Annotated in this window: 22 protein-coding genes, 2 pseudogenes and 1 riboswitch; of the genes and pseudogenes, 15 read left to right on the forward strand and 9 right to left on the reverse strand. The window is 73.9% G+C overall.

Annotated elements, in window-relative coordinates; all coding sequences use genetic code 11:
- Positions 1-64 precede the first annotated feature (64 nt).
- From AC1C2W_RS03435 to araA, 3 genes are all read left to right on the forward strand, one after another.
- A complete protein-coding gene (locus tag AC1C2W_RS03435) occupies positions 65-1678 on the forward strand; it encodes a xylulokinase (RefSeq protein ID WP_495412384.1) in 1614 nt (537 codons plus the stop codon).
- Positions 1679-1749: 71 nt separating this feature from the next.
- The gene (locus AC1C2W_RS03440) at positions 1750-2460 is read left to right on the forward strand and encodes an L-ribulose-5-phosphate 4-epimerase (RefSeq protein ID WP_495412385.1); all 711 of its coding nucleotides are present in this window, start codon (positions 1750-1752) and stop codon (positions 2458-2460) included.
- 111 nt (positions 2461-2571) lie between these two features.
- Entirely contained in the window at positions 2572-4083 is a 1512-nt protein-coding gene (araA, locus tag AC1C2W_RS03445) for an L-arabinose isomerase (protein ID WP_495412386.1), read from the forward strand.
- Positions 4084-4290: 207 nt separating this feature from the next.
- Here araA and AC1C2W_RS03450 read toward each other — a convergent pair whose 3' ends face one another.
- Positions 4291-4890, reverse strand: coding sequence for a TetR/AcrR family transcriptional regulator (locus AC1C2W_RS03450; protein WP_495412387.1), 600 nt, complete (start codon positions 4888-4890; stop codon positions 4291-4293).
- A 67-nt stretch (positions 4891-4957) separates the two neighbouring features.
- Between AC1C2W_RS03450 and AC1C2W_RS03455 the strand changes: the two genes are divergently transcribed.
- The 4 genes and pseudogenes from AC1C2W_RS03455 (at position 4958) to AC1C2W_RS03470 (ending at position 9031) form a co-directional block, all read left to right on the forward strand.
- Positions 4958-5884, forward strand: coding sequence for an SDR family NAD(P)-dependent oxidoreductase (locus AC1C2W_RS03455; protein ID WP_495388424.1), 927 nt, complete (start codon positions 4958-4960; stop codon positions 5882-5884).
- A 143-nt stretch (positions 5885-6027) separates the two neighbouring features.
- Positions 6028-7009, forward strand: a pseudogene (locus tag AC1C2W_RS03460) (LacI family DNA-binding transcriptional regulator).
- A 35-nt stretch (positions 7010-7044) separates the two neighbouring features.
- A pseudogene (locus AC1C2W_RS03465) lies at positions 7045-7463 on the forward strand (carbohydrate ABC transporter permease); the annotation flags it as partial.
- 92 nt (positions 7464-7555) lie between these two features.
- Positions 7556-9031: a helix-turn-helix domain-containing protein gene (locus AC1C2W_RS03470; RefSeq protein ID WP_495412388.1), complete on the forward strand. Its 1476-nt coding sequence runs from the start codon at positions 7556-7558 to the stop codon at positions 9029-9031.
- A 174-nt stretch (positions 9032-9205) separates the two neighbouring features.
- Here AC1C2W_RS03470 and AC1C2W_RS03475 read toward each other — a convergent pair whose 3' ends face one another.
- Together AC1C2W_RS03475 and AC1C2W_RS03480 are read right to left on the reverse strand one after the other, a co-directional pair.
- Positions 9206-10492: an MFS transporter gene (locus AC1C2W_RS03475; RefSeq protein WP_495412389.1), complete on the reverse strand. Its 1287-nt coding sequence runs from the start codon at positions 10490-10492 to the stop codon at positions 9206-9208.
- On the reverse strand, positions 10489-11115 hold the full coding sequence (locus tag AC1C2W_RS03480) for an ArsR/SmtB family transcription factor (RefSeq protein ID WP_495412390.1): 627 nt from the start codon (positions 11113-11115) through the stop codon (positions 10489-10491). The genes AC1C2W_RS03475 and AC1C2W_RS03480 overlap by 4 nt, the downstream gene beginning before the upstream one ends.
- A 192-nt stretch (positions 11116-11307) precedes the next feature.
- On the opposite strand from AC1C2W_RS03480, the gene AC1C2W_RS03485 reads away from it, so the two are divergent.
- The 6 genes from AC1C2W_RS03485 (at position 11308) to AC1C2W_RS03510 (ending at position 17536) form a co-directional block, all read left to right on the forward strand.
- Positions 11308-12840: a glycoside hydrolase family 97 N-terminal domain-containing protein gene (locus AC1C2W_RS03485; protein WP_495412391.1), complete on the forward strand. Its 1533-nt coding sequence runs from the start codon at positions 11308-11310 to the stop codon at positions 12838-12840.
- Positions 12841-12861: 21 nt separating this feature from the next.
- Positions 12862-12949: riboswitch (ZMP/ZTP riboswitch) on the forward strand.
- 81 nt (positions 12950-13030) lie between these two features.
- Positions 13031-14314 (forward strand): serine hydroxymethyltransferase, encoded by a 1284-nt coding sequence (gene glyA / locus AC1C2W_RS03490; protein ID WP_495412392.1) that lies wholly within the window; start codon positions 13031-13033, stop codon positions 14312-14314.
- Positions 14311-15186, forward strand: a complete 876-nt coding sequence (locus AC1C2W_RS03495) for a bifunctional 5,10-methylenetetrahydrofolate dehydrogenase/5,10-methenyltetrahydrofolate cyclohydrolase (protein ID WP_495412393.1) — start codon at positions 14311-14313, stop codon at positions 15184-15186. Before glyA ends, AC1C2W_RS03495 begins: the two co-directional genes overlap by 4 nt.
- Positions 15183-16046, forward strand: a complete 864-nt coding sequence (locus AC1C2W_RS03500) for a PPK2 family polyphosphate kinase (protein WP_495412394.1) — start codon at positions 15183-15185, stop codon at positions 16044-16046. Before AC1C2W_RS03495 ends, AC1C2W_RS03500 begins: the two co-directional genes overlap by 4 nt.
- A 117-nt stretch (positions 16047-16163) precedes the next feature.
- Entirely contained in the window at positions 16164-16646 is a 483-nt protein-coding gene (locus AC1C2W_RS03505; protein ID WP_495412395.1) for a VOC family protein, read from the forward strand.
- A gap of 68 nt (positions 16647-16714) precedes the next feature.
- On the forward strand, positions 16715-17536 hold the full coding sequence (locus AC1C2W_RS03510; protein WP_495388423.1) for an exodeoxyribonuclease III: 822 nt from the start codon (positions 16715-16717) through the stop codon (positions 17534-17536).
- 367 nt (positions 17537-17903) lie between these two features.
- Here the strand turns inward: AC1C2W_RS03510 and AC1C2W_RS03515 are convergent, their stop codons facing one another.
- The 4 genes from AC1C2W_RS03515 to AC1C2W_RS03530 form a co-directional block, all read right to left on the reverse strand.
- Positions 17904-19208, reverse strand: coding sequence for an alkaline phosphatase (locus AC1C2W_RS03515; RefSeq protein ID WP_495412396.1), 1305 nt, complete (start codon positions 19206-19208; stop codon positions 17904-17906).
- Between the two features lie 106 nt (positions 19209-19314).
- Positions 19315-20580, reverse strand: a complete 1266-nt coding sequence (gene galK, locus AC1C2W_RS03520; protein WP_495412397.1) for a galactokinase — start codon at positions 20578-20580, stop codon at positions 19315-19317.
- Positions 20581-20650: 70 nt separating this feature from the next.
- On the reverse strand, positions 20651-21805 hold the full coding sequence (locus tag AC1C2W_RS03525; protein WP_495387762.1) for an Mrp/NBP35 family ATP-binding protein: 1155 nt from the start codon (positions 21803-21805) through the stop codon (positions 20651-20653).
- Positions 21802-22395, reverse strand: coding sequence for a P-loop nucleotide/nucleoside kinase family protein (locus AC1C2W_RS03530; protein WP_495412398.1), 594 nt, complete (start codon positions 22393-22395; stop codon positions 21802-21804). The genes AC1C2W_RS03525 and AC1C2W_RS03530 overlap by 4 nt, the downstream gene beginning before the upstream one ends.
- A gap of 111 nt (positions 22396-22506) precedes the next feature.
- Between AC1C2W_RS03530 and AC1C2W_RS03535 the strand changes: the two genes are divergently transcribed.
- The gene (locus tag AC1C2W_RS03535; RefSeq protein WP_495412399.1) at positions 22507-23316 is read left to right on the forward strand and encodes a maleylpyruvate isomerase family mycothiol-dependent enzyme; all 810 of its coding nucleotides are present in this window, start codon (positions 22507-22509) and stop codon (positions 23314-23316) included.
- A gap of 33 nt (positions 23317-23349) precedes the next feature.
- Here the strand turns inward: AC1C2W_RS03535 and AC1C2W_RS03540 are convergent, their stop codons facing one another.
- The gene (locus AC1C2W_RS03540) at positions 23350-23856 is read right to left on the reverse strand and encodes a DUF1003 domain-containing protein (protein ID WP_495387759.1); all 507 of its coding nucleotides are present in this window, start codon (positions 23854-23856) and stop codon (positions 23350-23352) included.
- Positions 23849-25120, reverse strand: coding sequence for a magnesium transporter MgtE N-terminal domain-containing protein (locus tag AC1C2W_RS03545; RefSeq protein ID WP_495387758.1), 1272 nt, complete (start codon positions 25118-25120; stop codon positions 23849-23851). The genes AC1C2W_RS03540 and AC1C2W_RS03545 overlap by 8 nt, the downstream gene beginning before the upstream one ends.
- Positions 25121-25211: 91 nt before the next feature.
- Here AC1C2W_RS03545 and AC1C2W_RS03550 point away from each other — a divergent pair, with 91 nt between their 5' ends.
- Positions 25212-26024, forward strand: a complete 813-nt coding sequence (locus AC1C2W_RS03550) for a YflT domain-containing protein (RefSeq protein ID WP_495387757.1) — start codon at positions 25212-25214, stop codon at positions 26022-26024.
- Positions 26025-26032: the final 8 nt, after the last annotated feature.

Here is a 26032-nt window from a genome sequence, read left to right on the forward strand (position 1 = left end):
TGGCGGCCGCACGCGACGATGGACTCGACGACGCCCGGGACGGCCGGGCGGGGACGGAGCAGCAATGACGCAGCTGGACGCGACGGTCGAGATCCGGGAGGCGATCGCCGCCGGCCGGACGTCGCTGGGGATCGAGCTCGGTTCGACCCGGATCAAGGCCTGCCTGGTGGGGCCGGACCGTGCCCCGATCGCGAGCGGCGGCCACGACTGGGAGAACCAGCTGGTGGACGGGGTGTGGACGTACTCCCTGGACGAGGTCTGGGCCGGCCTGCAGGAGAGCGTCGCCGCCCTGCTGGCCGACGTCGAGGAGCGGTACGGCGTCCGCCCCACGACGTTCGGCGCGCTCGGCGTCTCGGCGATGATGCACGGCTATCTCGCGTTCGGCGCGGACGACGAGCAGCTGGTGCCGTTCCGCACCTGGCGCAACACCAGCACGGGCCCAGCCGCCGCGGAGCTCACCGACCGGTTCGGCTACAACGTGCCGCTGCGCTGGTCGATCGCCCACCTGTACCAGGCGATCCTCGACCACGAGCCGCACGTGCCGCAGGTGCGCTTCCTCACCACGCTCGCGGGCTACGTCCACTGGCGGCTGACGGGCCGCAAGGTGCTCGGCGTCGGCGACGCGTCCGGCATGTTCCCGGTGGACCCGGAGACGGTCGACTACGACGCCACGATGCTCGAGCAGTTCGACCACCTGGCGGCCGCGCGCCGCCCGGGGCTGGCCGTGCGCGACCTGCTGCCCGAGGTGCTGGCCGCGGGCCGCGAGGCCGGCGAGCTCACCGCCGAGGGCGCCGCGCTGCTCGACCCGACCGGCACACTGCGGCCGGGGATCCCGCTGTGCCCGCCCGAGGGCGATGCCGGCACCGGCATGGTCGCGACGAACTCCGTCGCGCAGCGCACCGGCAACGTCAGCGCCGGCACGTCGATCTTCGCGATGGTCGTGCTCGAGCACCCGCTGCGCAAGGTCCACCACGAGCTGGACCTCGTGACCACGCCGGCGGGCGACCTCGTCGCGATGGTGCACTGCAACAACGGCGCCAGCGAGCTCGGCGCGTGGGCCGACATGTTCGGCCAGTTCGCCACGGCGCTGGGGGCGCCCGCCGACGACGACGCCGTGTTCGGCACGTTGTTCCGCGCCGCCCTGGACGGTGACGCCGACGGTGGTGGGCTGTTGGCCTACAACTACCTGTCCGGCGAGCCGATCACCGGCCTGGACGCCGGGCGCCCGCTGTTCGTCCGCACGCCCGACAGCCGCCTGACCCTGGCGAACTTCATGCGCGCCCAGATCTACGGGGCGTTCGGCACGCTCGCCCTGGGCATGCACGTGCTCGCGGAGGAGGACGTCGCGCTCGACGCGATGTTCGCCCACGGCGGCCTGTTCCGCACCGAGGGCGTGGCCCAGCGGCTGCTCGCCGCGGCGCTCGGCGCGCCCGTCGCCGTCGGGACCACCGCGGGGGAGGGCGGCGCCTGGGGCATCGCGGTGCTGGCGGCCTTCCGGGCGGCGTACGCCGCGAACGAGGCGTCGGACCTCGGCGCCTACCTGCGCGAGCGGGTCTTCGCCGACGCGAACATCGTCGTCGTCGAGCCGGACCCGGCGGACGTCGCGGGGTTCGCCGCGTACCTCGAGCGCTACGCCGCCGGCCTCGCCGTCGAGCGTGCCGCCACCGACGCGATCTAGCTCGACCTGACACGACCTGACACTCGATCTGACACTTCGATCTGACACGACCTGAGACGAGGAGCACCACCATGACCGCGCTGACCGAGGTCCCCGCCCACCTGCGCGAGGCCGTCGGCGCCGCCAAGGAGCGTGTCGCCGCGCTGCACGCCGAGCTGCCCCGCTGGGAGCTCGTGGTGTGGACGGCGGGCAACGTCTCCGAGCGGGTCCGCGACGACGCCCACCCCGACGGCTCCGGCGACCTCCTCGTCATCAAGCCGTCCGGCGTCGCGTACGACGACATCACCCCCGGGTCGATGGTCGTGTGCGACCTGGACGGCACCCTGCTCGAGGGCGACCGCTCGCCGTCGTCGGACACCGCGGCGCACGCCTACGTGTACCGGCACATGACCGAGGTGGGCGGAGTGGTGCACACGCACTCCACGTACGCGACGGCGTGGGCCGCGCGCGGCGAGGAGATCCCCTGCGTGCTGACGATGATGGCCGACGAGTTCGGCGGGCCCGTCCCCGTGGGGCCGTTCGCGATCATCGGCGACGACTCGATCGGCCGCGGCATCGTCGCGACCCTGGACGGCCACCGCAGCCCGGCCGTGCTGATGCGCAACCACGGCCCGTTCACGATCGGCAAGGACGCCCGCGCCGCGGTGAAGGCCGCCGTGATGGTCGAGGAGGTGGCGCGCACCGTGCACGTCTCGCGCCAGCTCGGCGAGCCGCTGCCCATCGAGCAGGCTCACATCGACTCCCTGTACGCGCGCTACCAGAACGTCTACGGCCAGCACTGAGCCCCTTCGGCGGTTGAGCCTGTCGAAACCCCGCCTGTCGAAACCGGGTTGCGACAGGCTCAACCAGCGGGGTGGTTTCGACAGGCTCAACCACCGAAGGAGACACATCCCATGAGCAAGCCGTACGCCGACCGCGAGGTCTGGTTCTTCACCGGCAGCCAGGACCTGTACGGCGAGGAGACCCTGCGCCAGGTCGCCGAGCAGTCGCAGGAGGTGGCGCGCGCCCTCGACGCGTCGTCCGACGTGCCCGCAACCGTCGTGTGGAAGCCGGTCCTCAAGGACTCGGACTCGATCCGGCGCGCCATGCTCGACGCGAACGCGGACGACAACGTGCTCGGCGTCATCACGTGGATGCACACCTTCAGCCCGGCCAAGATGTGGATCTCCGGCCTCGACGCGCTGCGCAAGCCGCTGCTGCACCTGCACACGCAGGCGAACGTCGAGCTGCCGTGGGCGGACATCGACATGGACTTCATGAACCTCAACCAGGCCGCGCACGGCGACCGTGAGTACGCGTACCTCGCCACCCGCCTGGGCGTCGCCCGCACGACGGTCGTGGGCCACGCGTCGAACCCGGCGGTGACCCGCCGGTTGGGTACCTGGGTGCGCGGCGCCGCCGGCTGGGCCGCCACGCACGAGCTGAAGCTGGTGCGGTTCGGCGACAACATGCGCAACGTCGCCGTCACCGAGGGCGACAAGACGGAGGCCGAGCTGCGGTTCGGCGTCTCGGTGAACACGTGGGGCGTCAACGACCTGGTCGCGGCCGTCGGTGCCGTGGAAGACGCCGCGGTGGATGCGCTCGTCGCCGAGTACGAGGAGCTCTACGACGTCGCCGACGGGCTGCGCCGGGGCGGCGAGCGGCACGAGTCGCTGCGCTACGCGGCCCGCCAGGAGATCGCCATGGAGGCGTTCCTCGTCGAGCGCGGCGCCAAGGCGTTCACCACGAACTTCGAGGACCTCGGCGCCCTGCGCCAGCTCCCGGGCATCGCCGTGCAGCGGCTCATGAGCAAGGGCTACGGCTTCGGCGCCGAGGGCGACTGGAAGACGGCCGTCCTGGTGCGCGCCGCGAAAGTCATGGGCGAGGGGCTGCCTGGCGGGGCCTCCCTCATGGAGGACTACACCTACGACCTCACGCCCGGCTCCGAGCTGATCCTCGGCGCGCACATGCTCGAGGTGTGCCCGTCCCTCACGACGTCGAAGCCGCGGGTGGAGATCCACCCGCTCGGCATCGGCGGCAAGGAGGACCCGGTCCGCATGGTCTTCGACGCGGACGCGACCGAGGGCGCCGTCGTGGTGTCCCTGGCCGACATGCGCGACCGGTTCCGCCTCACGGCGAACGTGGTCGACGTCGTGCCGCCCACCCAGGAGCTGCCGAACCTGCCCGTGGCCCGCGCGGTCTGGGCGCCGCGGCCGGACTTCACCACGTCCGCCGAGGCGTGGCTGACCGCCGGGGGAGCGCACCACACGGTGATGTCGACCGCGGCTGGGGTGGAGGCGTTCGAGGTGTTCGCGAACATCGCGCGCACCGAGCTGCTCGTCATCGACGAGTCCACCACGCGGCGTGGGTTCGCCGACCAGGTGCGCTGGAACCAGGTGTACTACCGCGTGGCGCAGGGCCTGTGACCTGCTGAGTCCGGTGGTGCCCCGAGGGCCGTCGTCCGCGAGGACGGCGGCCCTTCGTCGTGCGCTGGCGCGGCTGTTACGGAATCGTGATGGCAGCGCTCCCGCGCAGGTGATGCGATGTGGGTCGCAACATCGCCCGCAGGCTCTGGGAGGTCTCCGAAGGGCACACCGACACTCGCTTCCCGCTCTAGGCCGGTCGGTGACGCCCTACGGGGAGTGGGGTCGGACGACGAGGCCGGTGAGCAGCAGGTCGACCACGGCGGCCAGCTCGGCCTCGTCGGGCACCTCGCCGACGACGAACACGCTGAAGAAGAGGGCGCCGCCGAAGGCCCGGTGCAGGGTCGCGGCGGGCGGGGCCCCGTCCAGCTCGCCGCGCTCCGTCGCCCGGACGAGGAGGGCGTCGATCTCCGCGCGCTCGCCGGCGACGAACACGCCGCGCCACCGTTGGGCGACGGCGGCCGAGCGCGAGATCTCCGCGATCACCTGCGGGGCGACCTCGCGCGCGGCGGGGGAGGCCATGTCGTCCAGGATGCGCCGGCCGAGGGTGAGCAGGTCGCCGCGCAGGGACCCCGTGTCCGCGGGCACCGCGACCTCGGCCGGGTGCAGCGTCGCCGCGAACAGCAGCTCCGCCTTCGAGCCGTACCGGCGGTAGATGGCGGCCTTGGAGGTGCCGGCCCGGGCCGCGGCCGCGTCCATCGTCACGCGGGCGTACCCCACCTCGGCGAGCAGGTCGCGCGCGGCGGCGAGCACCGCGCCGTCGATCTCGGCGTCCCTCGGCCGCCCCGGCCCTTGACCCGTCCGTCGCATGGTGGCAGCATACGATACGCCGGTATCGATACGCCGGTATCGGAAAAGGCTGGGGCGGGTGACGACGATGCGGAACGTCGTGATGACCGGCGGGACGTCGGGGTTCGGCGCGTTCGCCGCGCGGGACCTCCTGGCGGGCCCGAGCACGCGGTTGCTGCTCGGCACCCGCGGCACGCGAGTGCCGGACGGCGCCCACGAGGCGCCGCTGGACCTCGAGCGCCTCGAGAGCGTGCGCTCGTTCGCCGCCGCGGCGGCCGGCTGGGCGGGCGGGCGCATCGACGCGCTCGTCCTCAACGCCGGCGTGCTGCGCCCGGACCTCGCGGGGCGCACCCCGGACGGGTTCGAGACCACCTTCGCCGTCAACCACCTCGCCCACTACCTGCTGCTGCGCCTCCTGCTGGGCGCGCTCGCTCCCGGCGCCGTCGTCGTCCTCACCACCAGCGGCGCCCACGACCCGGCCGAGAAGGCCGGGCTGCCCGTGCCGCGCCACGCCGACGCCCGCCTCCTGGCCCGCCCGGACCGGGGTGCGCGCGACCGGTCTGACGACGACGGGACAGGCGACCCGCCCGGCGTCGCGGGCCGCCGGGCGTACACCGCGTCCAAGCTGTGCGCCGTCCTGACGGCCCGGGCGCTCGCCGACCCGGACCTCGCAGGCGGGCGGGGGGTCGCCGGGGTCGCGTTCTGTCCCGGGCAGACCGCCGGGACCGGTCTGGTGCGCGCCATGCCCCTCCCGCTGCGCGCCGGGTGGCGGCTGCTCGGCGGCCCGTTGCGCGTGCTGAAGCCGGGGGTAAACCGGCGCGCGGACGCCGGGCGCGCGCTGGCAGGGCTCGCGCTCGGCGAGCCGCGGCCACCGAAGGGGCAGTACTACGCGGCGCTCCGCCGCGGTCGCCTCGTCTGGAAGGAGCCGTCGGAGCTCGCCCGACGCGAGGACGCGATGCGGGCGCTCTGGCGCGACAGTGCGGAGCTGGTGGGGCGGGACGCCCCGGTCGCGTGACCGTGACCCCGCTGCCTGTTCGGCGCTGGGCTGGGGGCGGGTAGCCCGACGCGCACGCAAGCGACGCAACGGCGCGCAAGCGGCTTGCGTCCGCGTGTAGGGGCGCGAGCACGTCGAGACGACTTGCAGACGTCGCCGCGAAGGTGGGGGTCAGCGAGGCGACGGTCAGCCGGGTGCTCAACGGCAAGCCCGGGGTGTCGCAGGCGACCCGGGACGCCGTCCTCACGGCGCTCGACGTGCTCGGGTACGAGCGCCCCACCAAGCTGCGCGGCGACCGACCGCGGCTCGTGGGCCTGGTGCTGCCCGAGTTGGCCAACCCGATCTTCCCCGCGTTCGCCGAGGTTGGTCGGTGGAGCGCTCGCCCAGCAGGGGTTCACCCCCGTGCTGTGCACGCGCACGGCGGGCGGCATCTCGGAGGCCGAGTACATCGACCTGCTCCTGGGGCAGCAGGTCTCGGGCGTCATCTTCGCGGGCGGCTTCTACGCCGAGCGCGACGCCGACCACGCGCACTACGAGCGCCTGCAGGCCCTGAGCCTGCCGGTCGTGCTGATCAATGCCTCGATCGAGACGCTCGAATTCCCGCACGTGTCGTGCGACGACCAGGTGGCTACGCACCAGGCGCTGGAGCACCTGGTGTCCATGGGCCACGAGCGGATCGGCCTGCTGCTGGGCCCGGACGACCACGTGCCGTCGGAGCGCAAGCTGGCCGCGGCGCGCACCTTCGCCGACCGGCACGGGCTCGCGCCGCTGGAGGCCGCGCACAGCCAGTACTCGCTCGAGAGCGGGCAGGCGGCGACCAGCCGGCTCCTCGAGTCCGGGGTGACGGCGATCATGTGCGCGTCGGACCCGCTGGCGCTGGGGGCGGTGCGCGCGGCGCGTCGCGCGGGGCTCGACGTCCCGCGCGACGTGTCCGTCGTGGGTTACGACGACTCCGCGCTGATGAACTCGACCGGCCCGGCCCTCACCACCGTCCGCCAGCCCGTCGACGCGATGGGGCGCACCGCCGTCGACCTGCTGGCGAACACGATCGCCGGCGGCACCGTCTCGCGCGACGAGCTGCTCTTCGAGCCCGAGCTGGTGGTACGACGCTCGATGGCGGCGGCCCCGCGGCCGCAGGCCGGCTGACTCCCACCGCTCCACGACGGCCGGCGGCGTGCCCGAACAGCTTCTGGGCGGTGTGGCTGCCCGCCGGTGCGAGCGCCTTCAACGTGCTGTTGGTCACGCGGTTCTTCGACAACCTGCCGCGCGAGATCTTCGAGGCCGCCCGGGTCGACGGCGCCGGGCCGTTCCGCGTCGGCTGGTCGATCGTGCTGCCGACGTCGAAGCCGATCCTCGGGGTGGTGTCCGTGTTCGCGTTCATCGCGGCCTGGAAGGACTTCCGGTGGCCGCTGCTGGTGCTGCGCGACGTCGACAAGCAGCCGCTGTCCGTGCGGCTCCCGGCCCTGCAGGACTACGTCGAGCTCGACGTCTTCCTCGCGGCGCTCGCGATCTCGACCATCATCCCGGTCGTTCTCTTCCCGGCGTTCCAGCGGACGTTCCTGCGCGCGGCGCCGGCCTCGGGGGCGCGGTCAAGGGTTGACAGGCGGTCTTCACCCGGAGCGGCGTTGACTCCGAGGCCGTCCCAATGCTCCTATATGCCAGATCACCGACACTCCGGAGGAAGAGGAAGATGTGACCCAGTCCGACACGACGGCCGACGCTCGAGGCGGCGGCCGGCCCGCGGTGCGCTACCGCGGCCGGCACCTGCCGATGGTCGCGGTCGTCGTCGCCGCGACGATCGCGACCGCCCTGGCCTACAGCGGCATGGTCCTGTTCGGCCTCGAGGTCGCGGGCATGTCCCCGGCGGAGGCGTACGCCCTCGCCGGCTTCCTGGAGGTCAGCCTCGTCGCCGTCGCCCTCATGGCGCGCAACGCCGCCCTCGAGGGCCGCCCCTACGGCGTGCTGCTGACGCTCACCTGGGTCCTCTCCGGCACCTCCGGCGTGTTCGCGGCGCTCCACGAGATCGCCGTGCCGGACGCCAGCACCCCGTACATGGTCGCGTTCCGGTTCGTGCCCCCGCTGGTCGCCGCGCTCATGTGGCACCTCGCGCTCGTGGGCGAGCGGCACATGGTCACGGGGCACACCCTCGACGAGCGCCGTCGCGAGCACCGGGTGCACCAGTACGTCACCGCGCTGGAACTGTGGCGCGACGCGCGGCTCGACAGCTCGGGCACCCGGCGCGGCATGCGCAGGGTCCGGGCGGCGCACCGCCGCCAGCGCTCCGCGCGGGACGGTGCGCTGAAGCTGCTGACGGTCGAGGACTTCGTGCGGCGCATGCAGGTCTGGGTCGAGCGGCTCGAGGCCGCCGAGCGGCACGGCAACCGCCTCGACCTGATCGGCGCCAGCTCGCTCGAGCGGGGCGTGGTCCGTGGCGCCGCCCTCGGCACGACGCGGGCGGTGCCTGCGCTCGCGGCCGCGCGGTCCGGCGCGCCCGCAGGGGAGGTCGTGCCGGCCGCGGCTGCCGCACTGTCCCCGATCGAGCCCGTCGAGCGACCGGCGGACGAGTCGCTCGACGAGCCGTTCGCCGACGAGTTCCAGGCGGCGCTGACCGGAGGGACCCCGGTCGTGCAGCCGGAGGAGCGGGCGGACTACTTCGCCGACGGCACCGCAAACCTGGCGGCGGCCGACGGCACGGAAGACGGCGTGGACGACGGCGCGGAAGACGCGGACGCCGAGGCGGAGGCCGCCGCCGCGGAGCGCGAGGCGGAGGCCGGGCTGCCGGGCACGCGCGAGCCGCTGCCGGAGACGGGGCACACCCGCCGGGTGGAGGTGTTCGACATGCTCCGGCAGACGGACCCGGCGATGGGCGACGCCCTCGCCCACCGGTCCGCGTTCCTCACGGCGCACGGCGCCGCCGAGGAATCGACCGAGACCGGGGGCGGGGCCGCGGCGGCCCTCGCGCCGGACCCGGCGCCCGGCGTGGCGAACGAGCCGGCCGCGCAGCCGACGGGCGACGTCGTGCCGCCGGACGACGAGCCCGCGTCGGCCCGCGACCGCCGGATCGTGGAGCTCGCCGGTGACGGCCTGAACCACCGCGAGATCGCCGAGCACGTCGACGTGTCGAGGGCGACGGTGGGGCGCGTCGTGAAGCGGTACGCCCCCGCCTGAGGACGTCCCACCCGTCGGGGGCGGGGTCAGGCGCGGGCGAACGTCCCCGCGAACGCGTTCCACGACTCCGGGGCGAGCCGCACACACCCGGGTGCACCGGCGACGTGGCGGCCGCCGGCCAGGAGAAGGTCGTGGCCGTGCAGCCGGGCGGCAACGAGGAGATCGTGCCGGTCCTCAGCTCGACGGGCTGAGCTCCCGCGGCTCGGGCAGGTCGCGCAGCCCGCGCAGCGGTCCGCGGACGACGCTCAGGCAGGCCGCGCAGTGCACGGCCGCCATCAGCACGACGGTCTCCCGCACGCCCAGGGCATCGCCCAGCACACCCGCGACCAGGCCGGCCAGGGGCATGGTGCCGAAGTTGACGACCTGGCTCGTCGTGACGACGCGGCCCATCAGCGGCTGCGGCACGTAGCGCTGCCGCCACGCCCCGCGCAGCACGTTGCCTGCCACCACGGCGAGGCCGACGAGGAAGAGCCCGGCCACGGTCCATGCGACCCGGGCGCCTCCGCCCCCGAGGCCCACGAGGAGTGCCGGCGGGCCGGCCGCGACCATGAGCAGCACGGTGGCGCGGGCGCTGCCGAGACGCCGGCTGAGCCGGGTGGCCACGGTGGCGCCGAGCAGGCCGCCGCAGCTGCTGACCGCCAGCACCAGGCCGAGCGCGGACGGCTCGAGGCCGACGGTGTCCACGAGGAACAGGACGAGCAGTGCGCCGTACCCGGTGAGCCCGAAGTTGGAGATGCCGCCGACGACGACCATCCAGCGCAGGTACCGGTCGGACGCGACGAACGCGACGCCCTCGCGGATCCGCTGCCGCAGCGGTGCGGTCGGCGGGCGCTCCGGCCGGCGCCCGGGGCGGATGCGCCAGAGGCAGACCGCCGAGACGACGAAGCTCACGGCGTCGAGGGCCAGGCCGATCGCGGCGCCGAGCGCCTGCGCCATCGCGCCGCCGACACCGGGGCCCGCGACCTGCGTGGCCGACTCGGTGCCCAGCAGGCGCGCGTTGGCGGCCTCGAGCTGGTGGCTGGGCACGACCTGGGGGAGGAAGACCACGTACGCGGTGCGGAAGAACACGGTGCTCACCCCGGAGGCCAGGGCGACCGCGATCAGCTGCGGCACGGTCAGCACGTCGAGCGCCGCCGCCACGGGCACGCTGCCGATGGCCACCGCGGCGACGAGGTCCGCGACGATCATGACAGCCCGCGCCGGGAGCCGGTCGATCCATGCGCCCGCGGGCAGCCCGATCACGAGCCACGGCAGCCATGCCGCCGCGGTGAGCAGACCGACCGTGGTGGCCCCGGCGTCGAGCTCGAGGACGGCGACGAGCGGCAGCAGCACAGACGTCGTGGCGTTGCCCAGCACGCTGACGCCCTCGCCGATCCACAGCCGGAGGAAGCCGGCGTTGCGCCCGAGCGGGACGTCGCCGGACTCGTCGGCGCGGGGGTCGCGGCTGGTGGTGGCGGTCATGGCTGCGCGGGGAAGCCGCGGCCGAAGACGAACACCGGCTCGCGCTCGACGTCGTCGTCGGGGCGTGGGCGCTCCGCCCACCGCACGAGCACGGCGGTGATCTCCGAGCCGAGCTCGGCGAGCTCGGCGGGCGACAGGTGCAGCCAGGTCTCCGTGGCGAACGCGGCGGCGTCCCACGCGGGGGCGGACTCGGCGTTGGCGTTCCAGGCGCGGACCCGCTCGAACTGGCGCTGGACGCTCAGCGCCTCGGCGGCCTGCGCGGCGGCGACCGCCGTGGTGTCGTCGGCAAACTCGTGGCGCGACCAGCGCAGCCGCGGCGCGACGAGCCGCCACCACCGCTCCCGGCGGTCGCGGGCGAGCTCGGGCGCCTCGGTCACGAGGCCGGCGTCGTGCAGCACCTTGAGGTGGTGGCTGGCGCTGCCGACGGCCTGGCCGGTGCGGCGTGCGAGGCCGGAGGCGGTCGACGGCCCGTCGACCTTGAGGGCGTCCATGATGCGTGCGCGGTACGGGTTGGCCAGGGCGGCGAGTGCCTTGGCCTCGGTGACCGTGCGCACCGGGGGCTGCGCCGCGGGGGCGGTGGCGGTCTCGGGCGCGCCGTCGGGCTCGGGAGGAGGCTGCGTCATCCCGCCACCGTAAACCCACAAGAAGTGTTGTACAAGAAGTCTTGTGGATTGCGTCCAGCTGTGGTGGCTCGGCACGCGCCTCCCTAGACGCGCCGCGGCGGCTCGACGACGAGCCGCACGACTCGACGACGAGGAGTGGCGACGACCCACCGCCCGGCACGACGTACGAGGCCCCGAGGCCTGCGATCCCTGGTGGCACCGGTGACGGCGGTCGCCGTCGCCCTGGGCGTGGCCATGGCGGGGCCAGGCGCCGCGGCCGAGGGAGATGCCGATGCCTCCCGCTGGCGCGTCGCCTCGCCGTCGGGCTCCGTCGACGCCGAGGTGCGGCTCGTCGACGGCGCGCTCGACCTCGCCGTGCGCCGGGACGGCCGACAGGTCCTGACCGTGGGCTCGCTGGGCGTGGTGACGGACGTGGCCGACCTGTCGACCGGGCTCGACGTGGTGTCGACCGAGCGCGACGTCGTCCGGGAGAGCTACACGATGACGACGGGCAAGCGGCGGGAGCGCTCCGTCCGGCAGGACGAGCTCCGGCTGCGCGTGGCGAGCGCCGACGGACGGTTCGACGTCGTGATCCGAGCGGCCGACGACGGCGTCGCGTTCCGGTACGAGCTGCCGCGCTCCCTCGGCGACCAGTACCAGGTGCTCTCCGAGCCGGCGCGCTTCGCGCTGCCCGCCGAGGCGGACGCGTGGCTCCAGCCGTACGCGCCGCAGTACGAGAACGCGCACGTCACGACGACGGCGGCCGACGCCGAGCCCGGGTCCTACGGGTTCCCCGCGACGTTCCGCCACGGCGACGACTACGTGCTGCTCACGGACTCGGACGTCACCGGGACCTACGCGGGCTCGTCCCCGACGCACGACGCGGCCGGGTCGCCCGACTACGGCCTCGAGCTGTACGAGGGCGACCCCGTCGCGGCAGCGGGCGCGCTGCGCACCCCGTGGCGCGTCGCCGTCACCGGCTCGGCCGGCGACATGGTCGAGTCCACGCTGGTGGACGACCTGGCCCGCCCGAGCCGCGTCCGCGACACGTCGTGGATCGAGCCGGGCATGGCGGCGTGGTCGTGGATCACCGGCGGCTCGACCCAGGCAGTGACGCGGGGCCGGCTCGCGGGCGGGCAGACGGTCACAGGGATCTGGACCGTGCGGGTGGGCCGCGACGGGCCGGTCGGCGCCGTCGACCTGCCGGTCGTCGGCACCTATGAGACGCGGGACGGCCGGACGATCCGCTCGGGCGACGCCGCGCGGCTCGACGTCCTGCCGCCGGTGCCGCAGGGCGACGCCTGGGTCTCGGGCCTACCGTTCGTCGAGGCGACGACGGGCTTCGGCGACGTCACCCGGGACGTCGACCTGGGCGGCGGGCCCATCGACGTCGGGGGCCAGCAGTTCGCGCACGGGATCGTCGCGCACGCCCCCGCCGACGTCCAGGTGCGCCTCGGCGGGGCATGCGCCACGTTCACCGCGACGCCCGGCATCGAGCCCGGAGGGGATGACCCGGAGGAGGGCAGCGCGACGTTCACGGTCGTCGGCGACGGGGTGCCGCTGGCCACGGTGGGCTCGGACGCCGACCCGGTGACCGTCGAGACGGCGCCGGAGCCCCTCGAGGTGGACGTGACCGGCGTCGAGTCCCTCTCCCTGCAGGTCGGCGACGGCGGCGACGGCGGCGACGGCAAGAACAACGACCACGCGGCGTGGGGGGACGCCCGGCTCGCCTGCGCCGGCTCCTGACCCGCCCTCTGCTGCTAGCATCGACGGCGTCGCGACTGGCGTACAGGTGGATCACCATCGGGGAGCGACGCGCTGTGCAGACGACGGGTCGTTCGCCTGGGCCCGGTCGCTCGATTGACATGATGGCCCGGCCTCCTGACGGTCGGCCGAGCCTGTCCGAACGCCGTCCGACACAGCAGGAGAACGCCGCATGAGCACTCCCGACCCCACGTTCAACGCGCCCCTGGCCGAGCTCGACCCCGAGATCGCGGCCGTCCTCGACGGGGAGCTGGCCCGCCAGCGCGACACCCTCGAGATGATCGCGAGCGAGAACTTCGTGCCCCGCGCCGTCCTGCAGGCGCAGGGCAGCGTGCTCACCAACAAGTACGCCGAGGGCTACCCGGGCCGCCGCTACTACGGCGGCTGTGAGCAGGTCGACATCGCGGAGAACCTCGCGATCGCCCGGGTCAAGGACCTGTTCGGGGCCGAGGCCGCGAACGTCCAGCCGCACTCCGGCGCCCAGGCCAACGCGTCAGTGCTGCACGCCCTCATCAACGCGGGCGACAAGATCCTCGGCCTCGAGCTGGCGCACGGCGGCCACCTCACGCACGGCATGAAGATCAACTTCTCCGGCAAGCTCTACGACGTCGGCGCCTACGGAGTGGACCCGCAGTCGTACCGCATCGAGATGGACGAGGTGCGCAAGCGCGCTCTCGAGCACCGCCCCGACGTCATCATCGCCGGCTGGTCCGCCTACCCCCGCCACCTCGACTTCGCCGCGTTCCGCGAGGTCGCGGACGAGGTCGGCGCCAAGCTCTGGGTGGACATGGCGCACTTCGCCGGCCTCGTGGCCGCGGGCCTGCACCCGAGCCCCGTGCCGCACGCCGACGTCGTGAGCTCCACCGTGCACAAGACCATCGGCGGCCCGCGCTCCGGCTTCATCCTGAGCAAGGAGGAGTACGCCAAGAAGATCAACTCCGCCGTGTTCCCGGGCCAGCAGGGCGGCCCGCTCATGCACGTGATCGCGGCCAAGGCCGTCGCGTTCAAGGTCGCGGGCACCGACGAGTTCAAGGACCGTCAGGAGCGCACGCTGCGCGGCGCTCAGATCATCGCCGAGCGGCTGACCCAGGCCGACGTCGCCGAGCAGGGCGTGTCCGTGCTCACCGGCGGCACCGACGTGCACCTGGTGCTCGTGGACCTGAGGAACTCCGCGCTCGACGGCCAGCAGGCGGAGGACCTCCTGCACGATGCCGGCATCACCGTGAACCGCAACGCCGTGCCGTTCGACCCGCGCCCGCCGCGCGTCACCTCCGGCCTGCGGATCGGCACGCCGGCGCTCGCCACCCGCGGGTTCGGCGACGCCGAGTTCACCGAGGTCGCGGAGATCATCGCGGTGGCCCTGCGCGACGGCGCCTCGGCCGACGTCGACGCCCTCTCGGCCCGCGTCGCGAAGCTCACCGCCGACTTCCCGCTCTACCCCGGCCTGCAGCAGTGACCGCCCGGATGCTGCCCGGCAAGCCGGTCGCGGAGGCGGTGTTCGCGGACCTCGCTCCGCGGATCGAGTCGCTCGTCGCCGCCGGTCACCGGCCGGGGCTCGGCACGATCCTCGTCGGCGACGACTCGGCGAGCGCCGGCTACGTCCGGATGAAGATGGACAAGGCGACCGAGCTCGGGTTCACCTCGCCGCACATCCACCTGCCGCAGGACGCCACGCAGGCGGACGTCCTGGCGGCCGTGCGGGAGATGAACGACGCCAAGGACGTCGACTCCGTCCTCATCCAGCACCCCACCCCTCCGCAGATCGACTTCGACGCGGCGCTGCTGGCCCTCGACCCGGACAAGGACGCCGACGCGCTGCATCCGGTGAACATGGGGCGTCTCGCGCTCGGCATGCCGGGCCCGGTGCCGGCGACGCCGGCGGGGATCGAGACGCTGCTGGCGCACTACGAGATCCCGGTCGCCGGTCGCGAGGTGTGCATCCTCGGCCGTGGCACGACCCTCGGGCGGCCGCTGGCGCTGCTGCTCTCGCAGAAACGTCCCACGGCCAACGCGGCCGTCACCGTGGTCCACACCGGGGTGCCGGACTGGCCGGAGTACACCAAGCGTGCCGACATCGTCATCGCCGCCGCTGGTGTCCCGGGCATCCTGCGGCCGGAGCACCTGACGCCGGGCGTCACGGTGATCGGCGGCGGTGTCCGGTACGAGGGCCGCAAGCTGCTGCCGGACGTGGACGAGTCCTGCGAGGAGGTCGCCGGCGCGATCACGCCGCGGATCGGTGGCGTCGGGCCGACCACCATCGCGATGCTGTTCCGCAGCGCCGTCGAGGCTGCCGAGCGCTCGGTCGCGTCCGCCATCATGAGCGCATGACCGCGAAGAGCCAGCAGGGATGGGCGGGCGAGCCGAGCGAGCTGCTCCGGGTGGGCGAGGGGTTCCGGCTCGCGGACGTCGACCCCGACGCGAAGCCCGGGTACGAGGGGAAGAAGAAGGACGGCGCGGCCGACCTCCGAGCAGGCGCCGAGGAGCTGGACGAGCTCCAGGAGCGCCTCTACGCCCAGAGCCGCGAGGACCCGTCCGCGCCGGCCGTGCTGCTCGTGCTGCAGGCCATGGACTCCGCCGGCAAGGGCGGCATCGTGCGCCACGTCATCGGCGCCACCGACCCGCAGGGCATCCACCTGAAGGCGTTCAAGAAGCCCACGCCGGAGGAGCTGGGCCACGGGTTCCTGTGGCGGGTCGAGAAGGAGGTCCCGGAGGCCGGGTACATCGGCGTCTTCGACCGCTCGCACTACGAGGACGTCCTCATCGGCAGGGTGCGCGAGCTGGCCCCGCCCGCGGAGATCGAGCGCCGGTACGGCGCGATCGACGAGTTCGAGAAGCGGCTGACCGACGCGGGCACCCGCGTCGTCAAGGTCATGCTGCACATCTCGTACGAGGAGCAGAAGGAGCGCCTGGCCGAGCGGCTCGAACGACCGGACAAGCACTGGAAGTACAACCCCGGCGACGTCGACGAGCGGTTGCTGTGGCCGCGGTACATGGATGCCTTCCAGCAGGTCTTCGAGCGCACCTCGACCGACAACGCCCCGTGGTTCGTGGTGCCCGCGAACGCGAAGTGGTACGCCCGGCTGGCGGTGCAGGCGCTGCTCCTGGAGGCGTTGGAGGACATCGACCCGCGCTGGCCGGCCGCCACGTTCGACGTCCAGAAGGAGAAGGCGCGCCTCGCCGCGACGTGACGTCCCATCCGACCGGCATCTGACTGGCGATGAGTTCGCCCGCCCGTCCCGGTCGACCCCTGGGACGACACCGCGCGCCACCGACGGCGCGTGGGCCGGGAAGAACGGGAGACGGACATGGTCGACGTGCTCACCCACCTGTGGTTCGGCAACAACAAGGCCCACGAGGCCGCCGAGTTCTACGCCGCGCACATCCCCGACTCCTCGGTGGGCTCGGTGCTGGTCTCGCCCGAGGGCGTGCCCGGGGCCGAGCCGGGGCGGCCGTTCATCGTGGAGTTCACGCTGGCCGGGCACCGCGTCATCGGGCTCAACGCCGGGCCGGAGTTCCAGCTCAACGAGGCCTTCAGCTTCTACCTGCGGGTCGACTCGCAGGAGGAGGTGGACCGGTACTGGGAGGTCCTCACGTCCGACGGCGGCGAGCCCGGGCCCTGCGGCTGGTGCAAGGACCGCTACGGCGTCTCGTGGCAGGTCGTGCCGAAGCGGCTCGAGGAGCTGTCGGGCGACTACACGACCGAGGCCAACATCCGCGTGATGAAGGCGATGCTGCAGATGCACAAGATCGAGGTCCCCGTGCTGGAGGCCGCCTACCGCGGAGAGTGAGCAGGGGCACCCGCCGCCGACGTCGTCGGGTGCGGGCGGTGTCGCCGGCGTGTGATGGGATGACCGGCGTGCTGACCGTCGCCACCGCCAACGTCAACGGCATCCGTGCCGCCTTCCGCCGCAACATGGACGCCTGGATCGCCACCCGCACGCCGGACGTGCTGCTGCTGCAGGAGGTGCGCGCCCCCGACGAGCTGGTCCACGAGTTCCTCGAGGGCTGGCACGTCGCGCACCTGCCGAGCGAGATCAAGGGCCGCGCGGGGGTGGCGGTCGCGTCGCGGCTGCCGCTGCACGCCGTCCGCATGGGTCTCGCGGCCCACGGCCCGGCGGGGGAGCCCGAGCCCCCGGTCGACACCGGCCGCTGGGTGGAGGCCGATGTCGAGCTGCCGGGCGGCGGCCTGCTCACGGCCGTCTCCGCCTACCTGCACTCGGGGACGAACACCCCGGGCAAGGAGCACACGATGGCGGCCAAGTACGCGCACCTCGACAAGGTGACGGCGCGCCTGGCCGAGCTCGCCGCGGCCGAGCGGCCCGCCGTCGTCGCCGGCGACCTCAACGTCGCCCACCAGAACGCCGACATCGCGAACTGGAAGGGCAACCTCAAGAACGCTGGATTCCTCCCCGAGGAGCGGGCGTATGTGGACCGCTGGCTCGGCGAGCTCGGCTGGGCCGACCTCGGCCGCGTGCACGCCGGCGACGGCCCCGGACCGTACACCTGGTGGTCGTGGCGCGGGCAGTCGTACGTCAACGACCGCGGCTGGCGCATCGACTACCAGCTTGCCAACACCGTGCTCGCGCCGCGGGCCGTCAAGGTCGAGGTCGACCGCGCGCCCACCTACGACGAGCGGTGGAGCGACCACGCGCCCGTGATCGCCACGTACGACCTCTGAGTCTCCGCTGGTTGAGCCTGTCGAAACCCGGATCCTCGCTGGTTGAGCCTGTCGAAACCCGGATCCTCGCTGGTTGAGCCTGTCGAAACCCGGATCCTCGCTGGTTGAGCCTGTCGAAACCCGGATCCTCGCTGGTTGAGCCTGTCGAAACCCGGATCCTCGCTGGTTGAGCCTGTCGAAACCCGGATCCTCGCTGGTTGAGCCTGTCGAAACCTGCGTGAGGGGTTCGACAAGCTCAACCGGCGGCGCGGGGTTTCGACAAGCTCAACCGGCGGCGCGGGGTTTCGACAAGCTCAACCGGCGGCGCGGGGTTTCGACAGGCTCAACCGGCGGCGCGGGGTTTCGACAGGCTCAACCGGCGGCGGAACTATCGGCGCGGGAACATCGCCTTCAGCACCGCGTCGTGCACGTCGGTGTTGAGCTGGGCGCCGCTGAGCCGGTCGGCTCCCGGGCCCTGCGCGGTGATCGGCGTGGCCTCGCCGGTGTGCCCGCCGGTGGTCCAGTCGACGGTGAACTCCAGGTCCGTGCCCGGGATCGGGAACGGGCCGTCCTCGGCGGTCGCGCCCGCGCCGGACTCGTCGTCGGCGTCCACGTTCTCGATGGCGAGCCCGCCGGTGGCGTGGTCGCCGACCACGAGGATCAGCGTGTCCTTGTGCTTCTTCTGGAAGTCCAGCGCGAGCGCGACGGTCTCGTCCAGCGACTGCCCGGCCTCGATGGTGCGCGTGGCGTTGCTCTGGTGGGCGAACTCGTCGATCGCCTCCTCCTCGAGGAAGAGGAAGAAGCCGTCCCGGTCCCGGGAGACGACGTCGAGGGCCTTGGCGGCCATGTCGACGAGCGGTACCTCAGGCGAGTAGATGTCGCCCTCGCCCTCGTTGGCCTGCTGGAACGTCTCCTCGTTGGCGAACAGGCCGAGCAGGCGACGGCCGTCGGCGTCGGCCAGCCCCTCGGCGTCGCTCACGTACGTGTACCCGATCTCCTGCGCCCGCTCGACGAGGTTGCCCTCGGTGCCCTGGCTCTCCTCCTTGGGGTCCTGGGCCGGGTTGTCCGGCCAGGCGCCCGGGTCGCCCGCCGGGTACCACCAGTCCTCGCCACCGCCGAGCATGACGTCGGGCCTGGTCTCCTCGAGGTACTGGCGCGCGATCTCGCTGTGGTCGTACCGATCGGTGACGTGTGCGCCGAAGGCGGCTGGGCTCGCGTCGGTCACCTGCGCCGTGGAGACGAGGCCGGTCGCCTTGCCTCCCCGCTTCGCCCGCTCGAGCAGCGTCTCGACCGGGGTGCCGTCCGCGTCGACGCCCACGGCCCCGTTGAACGTGCGCACGCCGGTGGCGAACGCCGTCGCCGCGGCGGCGGAGTCGGTCACGGCCTCCTCCGGGTCCGCGGAGTCGGTCGCGGTCCAGCCGGCCTCGTCCAGCGAGTCCATGGTCAGCCGGCCGTCCTTGCCCTCCGTGGCGAGCCGGATGAGCTCCCGCGCGGAGAGCCCCATCCCGTCGCCCTGGATGAAGATGACGTTGCGGGCCCTGTCCTTGGTCGGGTGCCTGTGGTCGCGGTCGGCGGCGTGGCCCGCGGGCCGCTCGGTGGCGTCGTACGACGCCACCGCGGCCACGGATGCGCCGGCGGCGGCCAGCGCCGTCAGGCCCGCGGCGCCTGCCCTGAGAATTGCCTTGCGTGACATCGCTCCTCCTCGAACGCATGCCGGCGGCGTCCGTGCCGCCATGCCGGGGCACCGTAAGCAGGCCCGGCCGCGGCCGGCATCTCGGGGGAGGCTCGAACGACGGGGGTCAGGCGGTGCGGCCCGCGGCGGCCGACGGCGGCGCGAGCAGGAAGCCGGGCGAGCGCAGCCCGGCGTCGTCGAACGCGGCCTGCACGGCCGCGACCACGTCGTCGACCTCGCCGGCGCGCACGAGCGCGATCGCGGAGCCGCCGAATCCGCCGCCCGTCATCCGGGCGCCGAGGGCCCCGGCGGCGAGGGCCGCGTCCACGACGAGGTCCAGCTCGCGTGCGGAGACCTCGTAGTCGTCGCGCAGGGAGGCGTGCGACGCGACCATCAGCGGCCCGACCTCGCCGGCCCGGCCGCCGGTGACGAGGCCGCGGAACTCCTCGGTGCGCGCGATCTCGGTGACCACGTGCCGCACGCGCTGATGCAGGACGCCGTCCGGGTCGTGCGGCTCGAGCGCGGCGAGCGTCTCGTCCAGGTGGTCGGCGTCCACGTCTCGCAGCGTCTCGATCCCGAGCAGTGACGCCGCGTGCTCGCAGCTGGCGCGCCGCTCGGCGTACTGGCCGTCCACGTGGGAGTGCTCGGCGCGGGTGTCGACCACGAGCAGCGTGAGACCGGCGGCGGCGAGGTCGAAGGGCACGGGGGTGCCGGACTCCAGCGCGGTCAGCCCGGGGCGGGAGTCGACCAGCAGGGCGTGCCCGGCCGTGCAGCGCAGCGACGCCGCCTGGTCCATGCCACCGGTCGGCGCGCCGGCGATCTCGTTCTCGGCGCGCACGCAGGCGGTGACGAGCGTCGCCCGGCCCGCGTCGTCCGCAGGGTCACCGATGAGGCCGAGTCCGAAGACCTCGTCGAGGGCGACGGCGACGGCGCACTCCAGCGCGGCCGACGAGGAAAGGCCGGCACCGAACGGCACGCAGGAGTCGACGACGGCGTCGAAGCCGCCCACCGTGCGCCCCGCCTCGCGCAGCGCCCACGCGACGCCCGCGACGTACGCCCCCCACCCGGTCACAGCGCCGGGGGCGACGTCTGCCAGGTGGGTCGTCCAGGTCTCGCCCGGCGCCTGCGCGGAGCCGAGGCGCACGACGTCGTCGTCCCGGCGGCGCAGGGCGACGTAGGTGCGGTGGGGCAGCGCGGTCGGCAGCGCCAGGCCGCCGTTGTAGTCCGTGTGCTCGCCGATGAGGTTGACGCGGCCCGGGGCCGACCACACGCCGTCAGGCCCGGCGCCGTCGTCCCTGCCGTCACCGCCGCCGAAGGTCGTGGCGTACAGCTTCGCCGCGCGCCGCGCGCCGTCGTCGTCGGACCAGGACTCGAGCCACTCGGGCGTGCTCATGGCAGTGCTGCTCCTTCGTAAGCGGGGTAGGTGGGGGGCACCGTGGCGTGCCCCGGGCGAGGGTATCGCGTCAGCCCGAGACCGGGCTGAGGTTCAGGTGCATGCCGGCGAGCCCGCGGGAGCGGCGGCCGAGCGATCGCGCGACGTCGCGCAGCACGCGGGCGCCGGCGGAGTCGGGGTCGCTGAGGACGACGGGGGTGCCGTCGTCGCCCGCCGCGCGCACCGCAACGTCCAGGGGCACCTGGCCGAGCAGCGGCACGGGGGTGCCGAGGGTCTGCCCGAGCCGGTCGGCCACGCGCTGCCCGCCGCCGGAGCCGAAGACCTCCAGCCGCGACCCGTCCGGCTGCTCCAGCCACGACATGTTCTCCACCACGCCCACCACGCCCTGCGACGTCTGGGTGGCGACCGACCCGGCGCGCTCCGCGACCTCGGCGGCCGCGGCCTGCGGCGTGGTCACGACGAGGATCTCGCTGCTCGGCAGCAGCTGGGCCACGGAGATCGCGATGTCGCCGGTGCCGGGCGGCAGGTCGAGGAGCAGCACATCCAGGTCGCCCCAGAACACGTCGGCGAGGAACTGCTCGAGCGCGCGGTGCAGCATGGGGCCGCGCCAGACGACCGGCTGCCCCGCCGGCACGAACATGCCGATGGACACCACCTTGACGCCGTGCTCGACCGGCGGCAGCAGCATCGAGTCCACGCGCGTGGGCTGACGGTCCACGCCGAGCATGCGGGGGATGGAGAAGCCATAGATGTCGGCGTCGACGACGCCCACGCTGAGGCCGTCGGCCGCCATCGCCACCGCGAGGTTCGCCGTCACGCTCGACTTGCCCACGCCGCCCTTGCCGGACGCGATCGCGTACACCTTGGTGAGCGACCCCGGCTGGGAGAACGGGATCACCGGATCGCCCGCGCCGCCACGCAGCTGCGAGCGCAGCGACTGGCGCTGCTCCGGGGTCATGACCCCCAGCTGCACGTCGACGCCGGTCACGCCCTCGAGGGTCTCCACGGCGGCGGTCACGTCGCGCACCAGGGTGCCCTTCATCGGGCAGCCGGCCACCGTGAGGTCGATGCCGACCGTCACCCGCCCGCCGTCGTGCACGTCGACCGACCGGACCATGCCGAGCTCGGTGAGAGGGCGGCGGATCTCCGGGTCGATGACCGTGCCCAGCGCGGTGCGGACGAGGTCGCTCAGCGGTGCGGAGCTGTCGGGGGAGCCGGTGGTCATGCCTCGATCCTAGGCGCGGAGCGCCCCGGGCCGGTGCGGCGTCGGTCACGGGCGCCCGCGGCGGCGCCCGGCAGCGCCGCGGCCACCCGGTGCGCCAGGTGGCCGACGTCCACGGGGCCGCTCGTATCCTGCATGACGACGCGCCCCAGGGCGAGCGGCGTGCCCTGGGCGGACCACGCGGCCCACTCGGCCGCCATGTCGCGGCCGTCCGTGTGCGCGGGGTGCCGGTGCGGTGCCCTGGCCTCGAAGCGCTCGCGCGCGACGGCGGGCGGCACGTCGCACCAGACCTCGACGACGGCGTCGGCGCCGGCCGTCGCCAGCCCGCGCAGTGCGTGGTCCAGGTCGCGGGGCCGGAACCACCAGGACTCGACGACGACGAGCGGCAGCGGAGCGGCGGCCAGCAGCCACAGCGCCTCCGACGCGGCGGCACCGAGCCGGGCGTGTGCCCGGGGGTCGGAGGCGTTCGCGAGGGCCTCCTTGACGACGTCCTTGCCCAGGAGCGGTGCGTCGAGCCGCGCGGCGAGCGGCGCCGCCAGGGTCGACTTGCCGGACCCGGGCAGGCCGTTCACGAGCACCACCTGTCGCGCCATGACCAGCAGCACCTCCTTCGGTGACCGAACGTGAGCCCCCGGCGGAGGCTATCGCTCCGGACGCGGTGGCGCTCCGCGCGGTAGGACCTGCCGAGGGCTACGTTGACCAGCATGGACGCCCTCGCCTCGATAGCCCGCGACTCGGCCCTGCTGGTCGAGGCCGTGAACGCCGCGCCCGCAGAAGCCCGCGTGCCGGCCTGCCCGGAGTGGACGGCGGGCGACCTGGCGTTCCACGTGGCGTCGGTGCAGGCCTTCTGGGCGGAGGTCGTCGGCCACGAGCCGGGCGCGGGGAGGGCGCACGGTGCCGTCGTCGCCCTCGAGCGCCCGGACGACGACGCGGCCCTGACCGACCTCGTCCGCCGAAGCACCGCCCGGCTGGTCGCGGCGCTCGCGGGGCGTGACCCGAACGAGCCGTGCTGGTCATGGCACCCGGAGGGCCACACCGTCGGGTGGGTGACCCGGCGCCAGCAGCACGAGGCGCTGATCCACCGCGTGGACGCCGAGCAGACGGCCGGGCGCGGCGTCACGCCGCCGGACCCCGACGTCGCCGCGGACGGCGTGGACGAGGTGCTCGGCGTCCTGCTCGACGGGCACCCGGACTGGACGACCTTCGTGCCGGACGGCGGCACCGTCGCCGTCGCGGTGGACGCGCCCGGCGAGGCGGCGCACACGTGGTACGTCGAGCTCGGGTGGGTGCGCGGCACCGGTCCCGAGTCGGGCCGGGAGTACGACGTGCGGGGTGGACGGCTGGTCGACGCCGCTGCCGATGCTGACGCCGCTGCCGTCGCCGTCGTCGCGGGTGCCGCCGCCGACCTCGACCTCTGGCTGTGGGGGCGTGCCGGCGCCGAGCCGGCGCGCTTCACCGGCGACGCCGGGGCCGTGGTGGCGCTGCGCGTCGCTGCGGTCGGCGCCATGCAGTGATCCGGGTGCTTCGGACCTCGCCCGGGCCGTGACTCAGGACGACGACGCGTCCCGGCTCCGCTCGACCTCCTTCTCCTCGAGCTCCTCGAGGAGGTTGCGGATCTCCGAGCGCACGAAGTCGCGCGTGGCGACCTCGCCGAGCGCGATCCGCAGGGCGGCCATCTCCCGGGCCAGGTACTCCGTGTCGGCGAGGTTGCGCTCGGCGCGCTGCCGGTCCTGCTCGGCCGTGACCCGGTCCCGGTCGTCCTGGCGGTTCTGCGCGAGCAGGATGAGCGGCGCCGCGTAGCTGGCCTGCAGCGACAGCATGAGGGTGAGCGCGGTGAAGCCGTTCGCCGCGGAGTCGAAGCGCAGCTCCTGCGGCCCCCAGGCGTTCCAAGCCAGCCACATCGCGCAGAACACGGTGAGGTAGACGAGGAAGCGCGGGGTGCCGAGGAACCGGGCGATGCCCTCCGTGGCCTTGCCCACCGCGTCCTGGTCCATCTGCGGGCGGGGGATGAAGGTGCGGCGGCTCTCCTTCGGCTGGTCGAGGCGGTCAGCCACGCGGCACCTCCTCCAGGTTCTCGTCGATGTGCTCGCGCCAGTCGTCCGGGAGGATGTGGTCGAGCACGTCGTCGACGGAGACGGCGCCGAGGAGCCGCTTCGCGTTGTCGAGCACGGGCAGGGCGAGGAGGTCGTACGCGGCCAGCAGCCGGGTGACCCGGCCTACCGTGGCGTCGGAGGTGAGCCACTCGGTGTCCGTGTCGAGGACGGACCCTACCGAGGCGTGCGGGGGCTCGCGCAGCAGCCGCTGGAAGTGGGCGACGCCGAGGAAGCGGCCGGTCGGCGTCTCCAGCGGCGGCCGCACGACGAACACCATGGAGGCGAGCGCGGGCGGCAGGTCCTGCTTGCGAATCTGCGCGAGCGCCGTCGCGATCGAGGTCTCCGGGCCGAGGATCACCGGCTCGGTGGTCATGAGGCCGCCCGCGGTGTCCTCGGCGTAGGAGAGGAGGCGCCGTACGTCCTTCGCGTCCTCCGGCTCCATGAGCTCCAGGAGCCGGGTTGCCTGCTCGTTGGGCAGCTCGTTGAGCAGGTCGGCCGCGTCGTCCGGCTGCATGGCCTCGAGCACGTCGGCCGCGCGCCCGGAGTCCAGCCGGGACACGATGGCGACCTGGTCGTCCTCCGGCAGTTCCTCGAGCACGTCGGCCAGTCGCTCGTCGTCGAGGGCGGTCGCGACCTCCAGGCGGCGCGTGTCGCCGAGTTCGTGCAGCACGTCCGCCAGGTCGGCGGGCCGCAGGCCCTCGTATGCCTCGAGCAGCTTGGCGGCACCCTGCTCCTGCGTGGAACCCGCCAGGCCGGTCACGGCGGTCACGGGAACCACGAGGGTCTCGCCGCGGCGGCGCAACGACAGCCCCTTGGACGGCTGCTTGCGGCGCACGAAGAGCTGGTCCACGAGCCAGTCGCCCGTGCGCTGGCGGGTGATCGACAGGTCCTCCACCGTCGCCTCGCCGGAGCCGTCCGAGAGCCGCACCGTGCGGTCGAGCAGCTCGCCCAGCACCAACGACTCCATCGCGCGCTGCTCGAAGCGGCGCATGTTCAGCAGGCCGGTCGAGAGCACCTGGCCGGCGTCGATCGCCGTGACCCGCGTCAGGGGGAGGAAAACCCGGCGGCGACCCGGCACCTCCACGACGAGGCCGACGGCGCGGGGCGCGCCCTTGGCACGGATCAGGACGACGGCATCGCGCACGCGCCCCACCTCGTCACCGATCGGGTCGAAGACCTGGGTGCCGGCGAGGCGTGCCACGAAGACCCTGGTTGCCACGCTCACGCGGTCAGCCTACGCGGGGCGAACCCGTCGGTCCTGGTAGGAGGCGCGCGGTGTGGTGGTGCCTGGGCCCGGAAGGGGCCAGACTGGGTGAATGACCTTCAGCCGCCCGAACGCAGTGCCCCGCGTCCCCACCCTGCCGGGCGGCGACGAGGTCGCCGCGTACGACACGTACCTCGAGGCCCAGCAGGCCGTCGACTACCTGTCGGACAACAAGTTCGCCGTCGAGCACGTGACGATCGTCGGCACCGACCTGCGGATGGTCGAGCGGGTGACCGGCCGCCTGTCCTACGGCAGGGTGGCGCTCGCGGGTGCCCTGTCGGGCGCGTGGTTCGGCTTCTTCGTCGGGCTGCTGCTGAGCCTGTTCGGCGGGGCGGGGATGGGTGGCGTGCTCCTGGTCGGCATCGGGCTGGGCGCCGGCTTCGGCCTGCTCTTCTCCGTGCTGTCCTACGCCCTGACCGGCGGGCGGCGAGACTTCACCTCCTCCTCGCAGATCGTGGCCTCCACCTACGCGATCCTCTGCGGGCCGGAGCAGGCCGGCGAGGCGCGGTCCATGCTGCTGAAGTCGCCCAACGGCCTGGGCAAGGCGCGGCGCGGATCCACCACTGTCTCCGCCCCGCCCGCGGCGGCACCGGCCGCTCCCGCCGGGTCGGCGCCGGCTGCACCCGCCCCCACCACGCCCCGCGCTCCCGACCCGCGCTGGACCACACCCAGCGGCGCGCCGCGGTACGGCGCAATGCGCCCCGCCGGCGAGCAGGCACCCGCGGCCCCGCAGGCTCCGAGCGCCGAGCCGCAGACCGCCGAGCCCTCGACGGCCGAGCCCCAGCCTTCGGAGCCGCAGACCACTGAGCCGCAGGAGCCGCGACCGGAGGAGCGGGACGACCCGTACCGCCCGCCCCAGCCCTGACCTGTCGA

It is taken from the genome of Isoptericola sp. Y581, assembly GCF_059445475.1.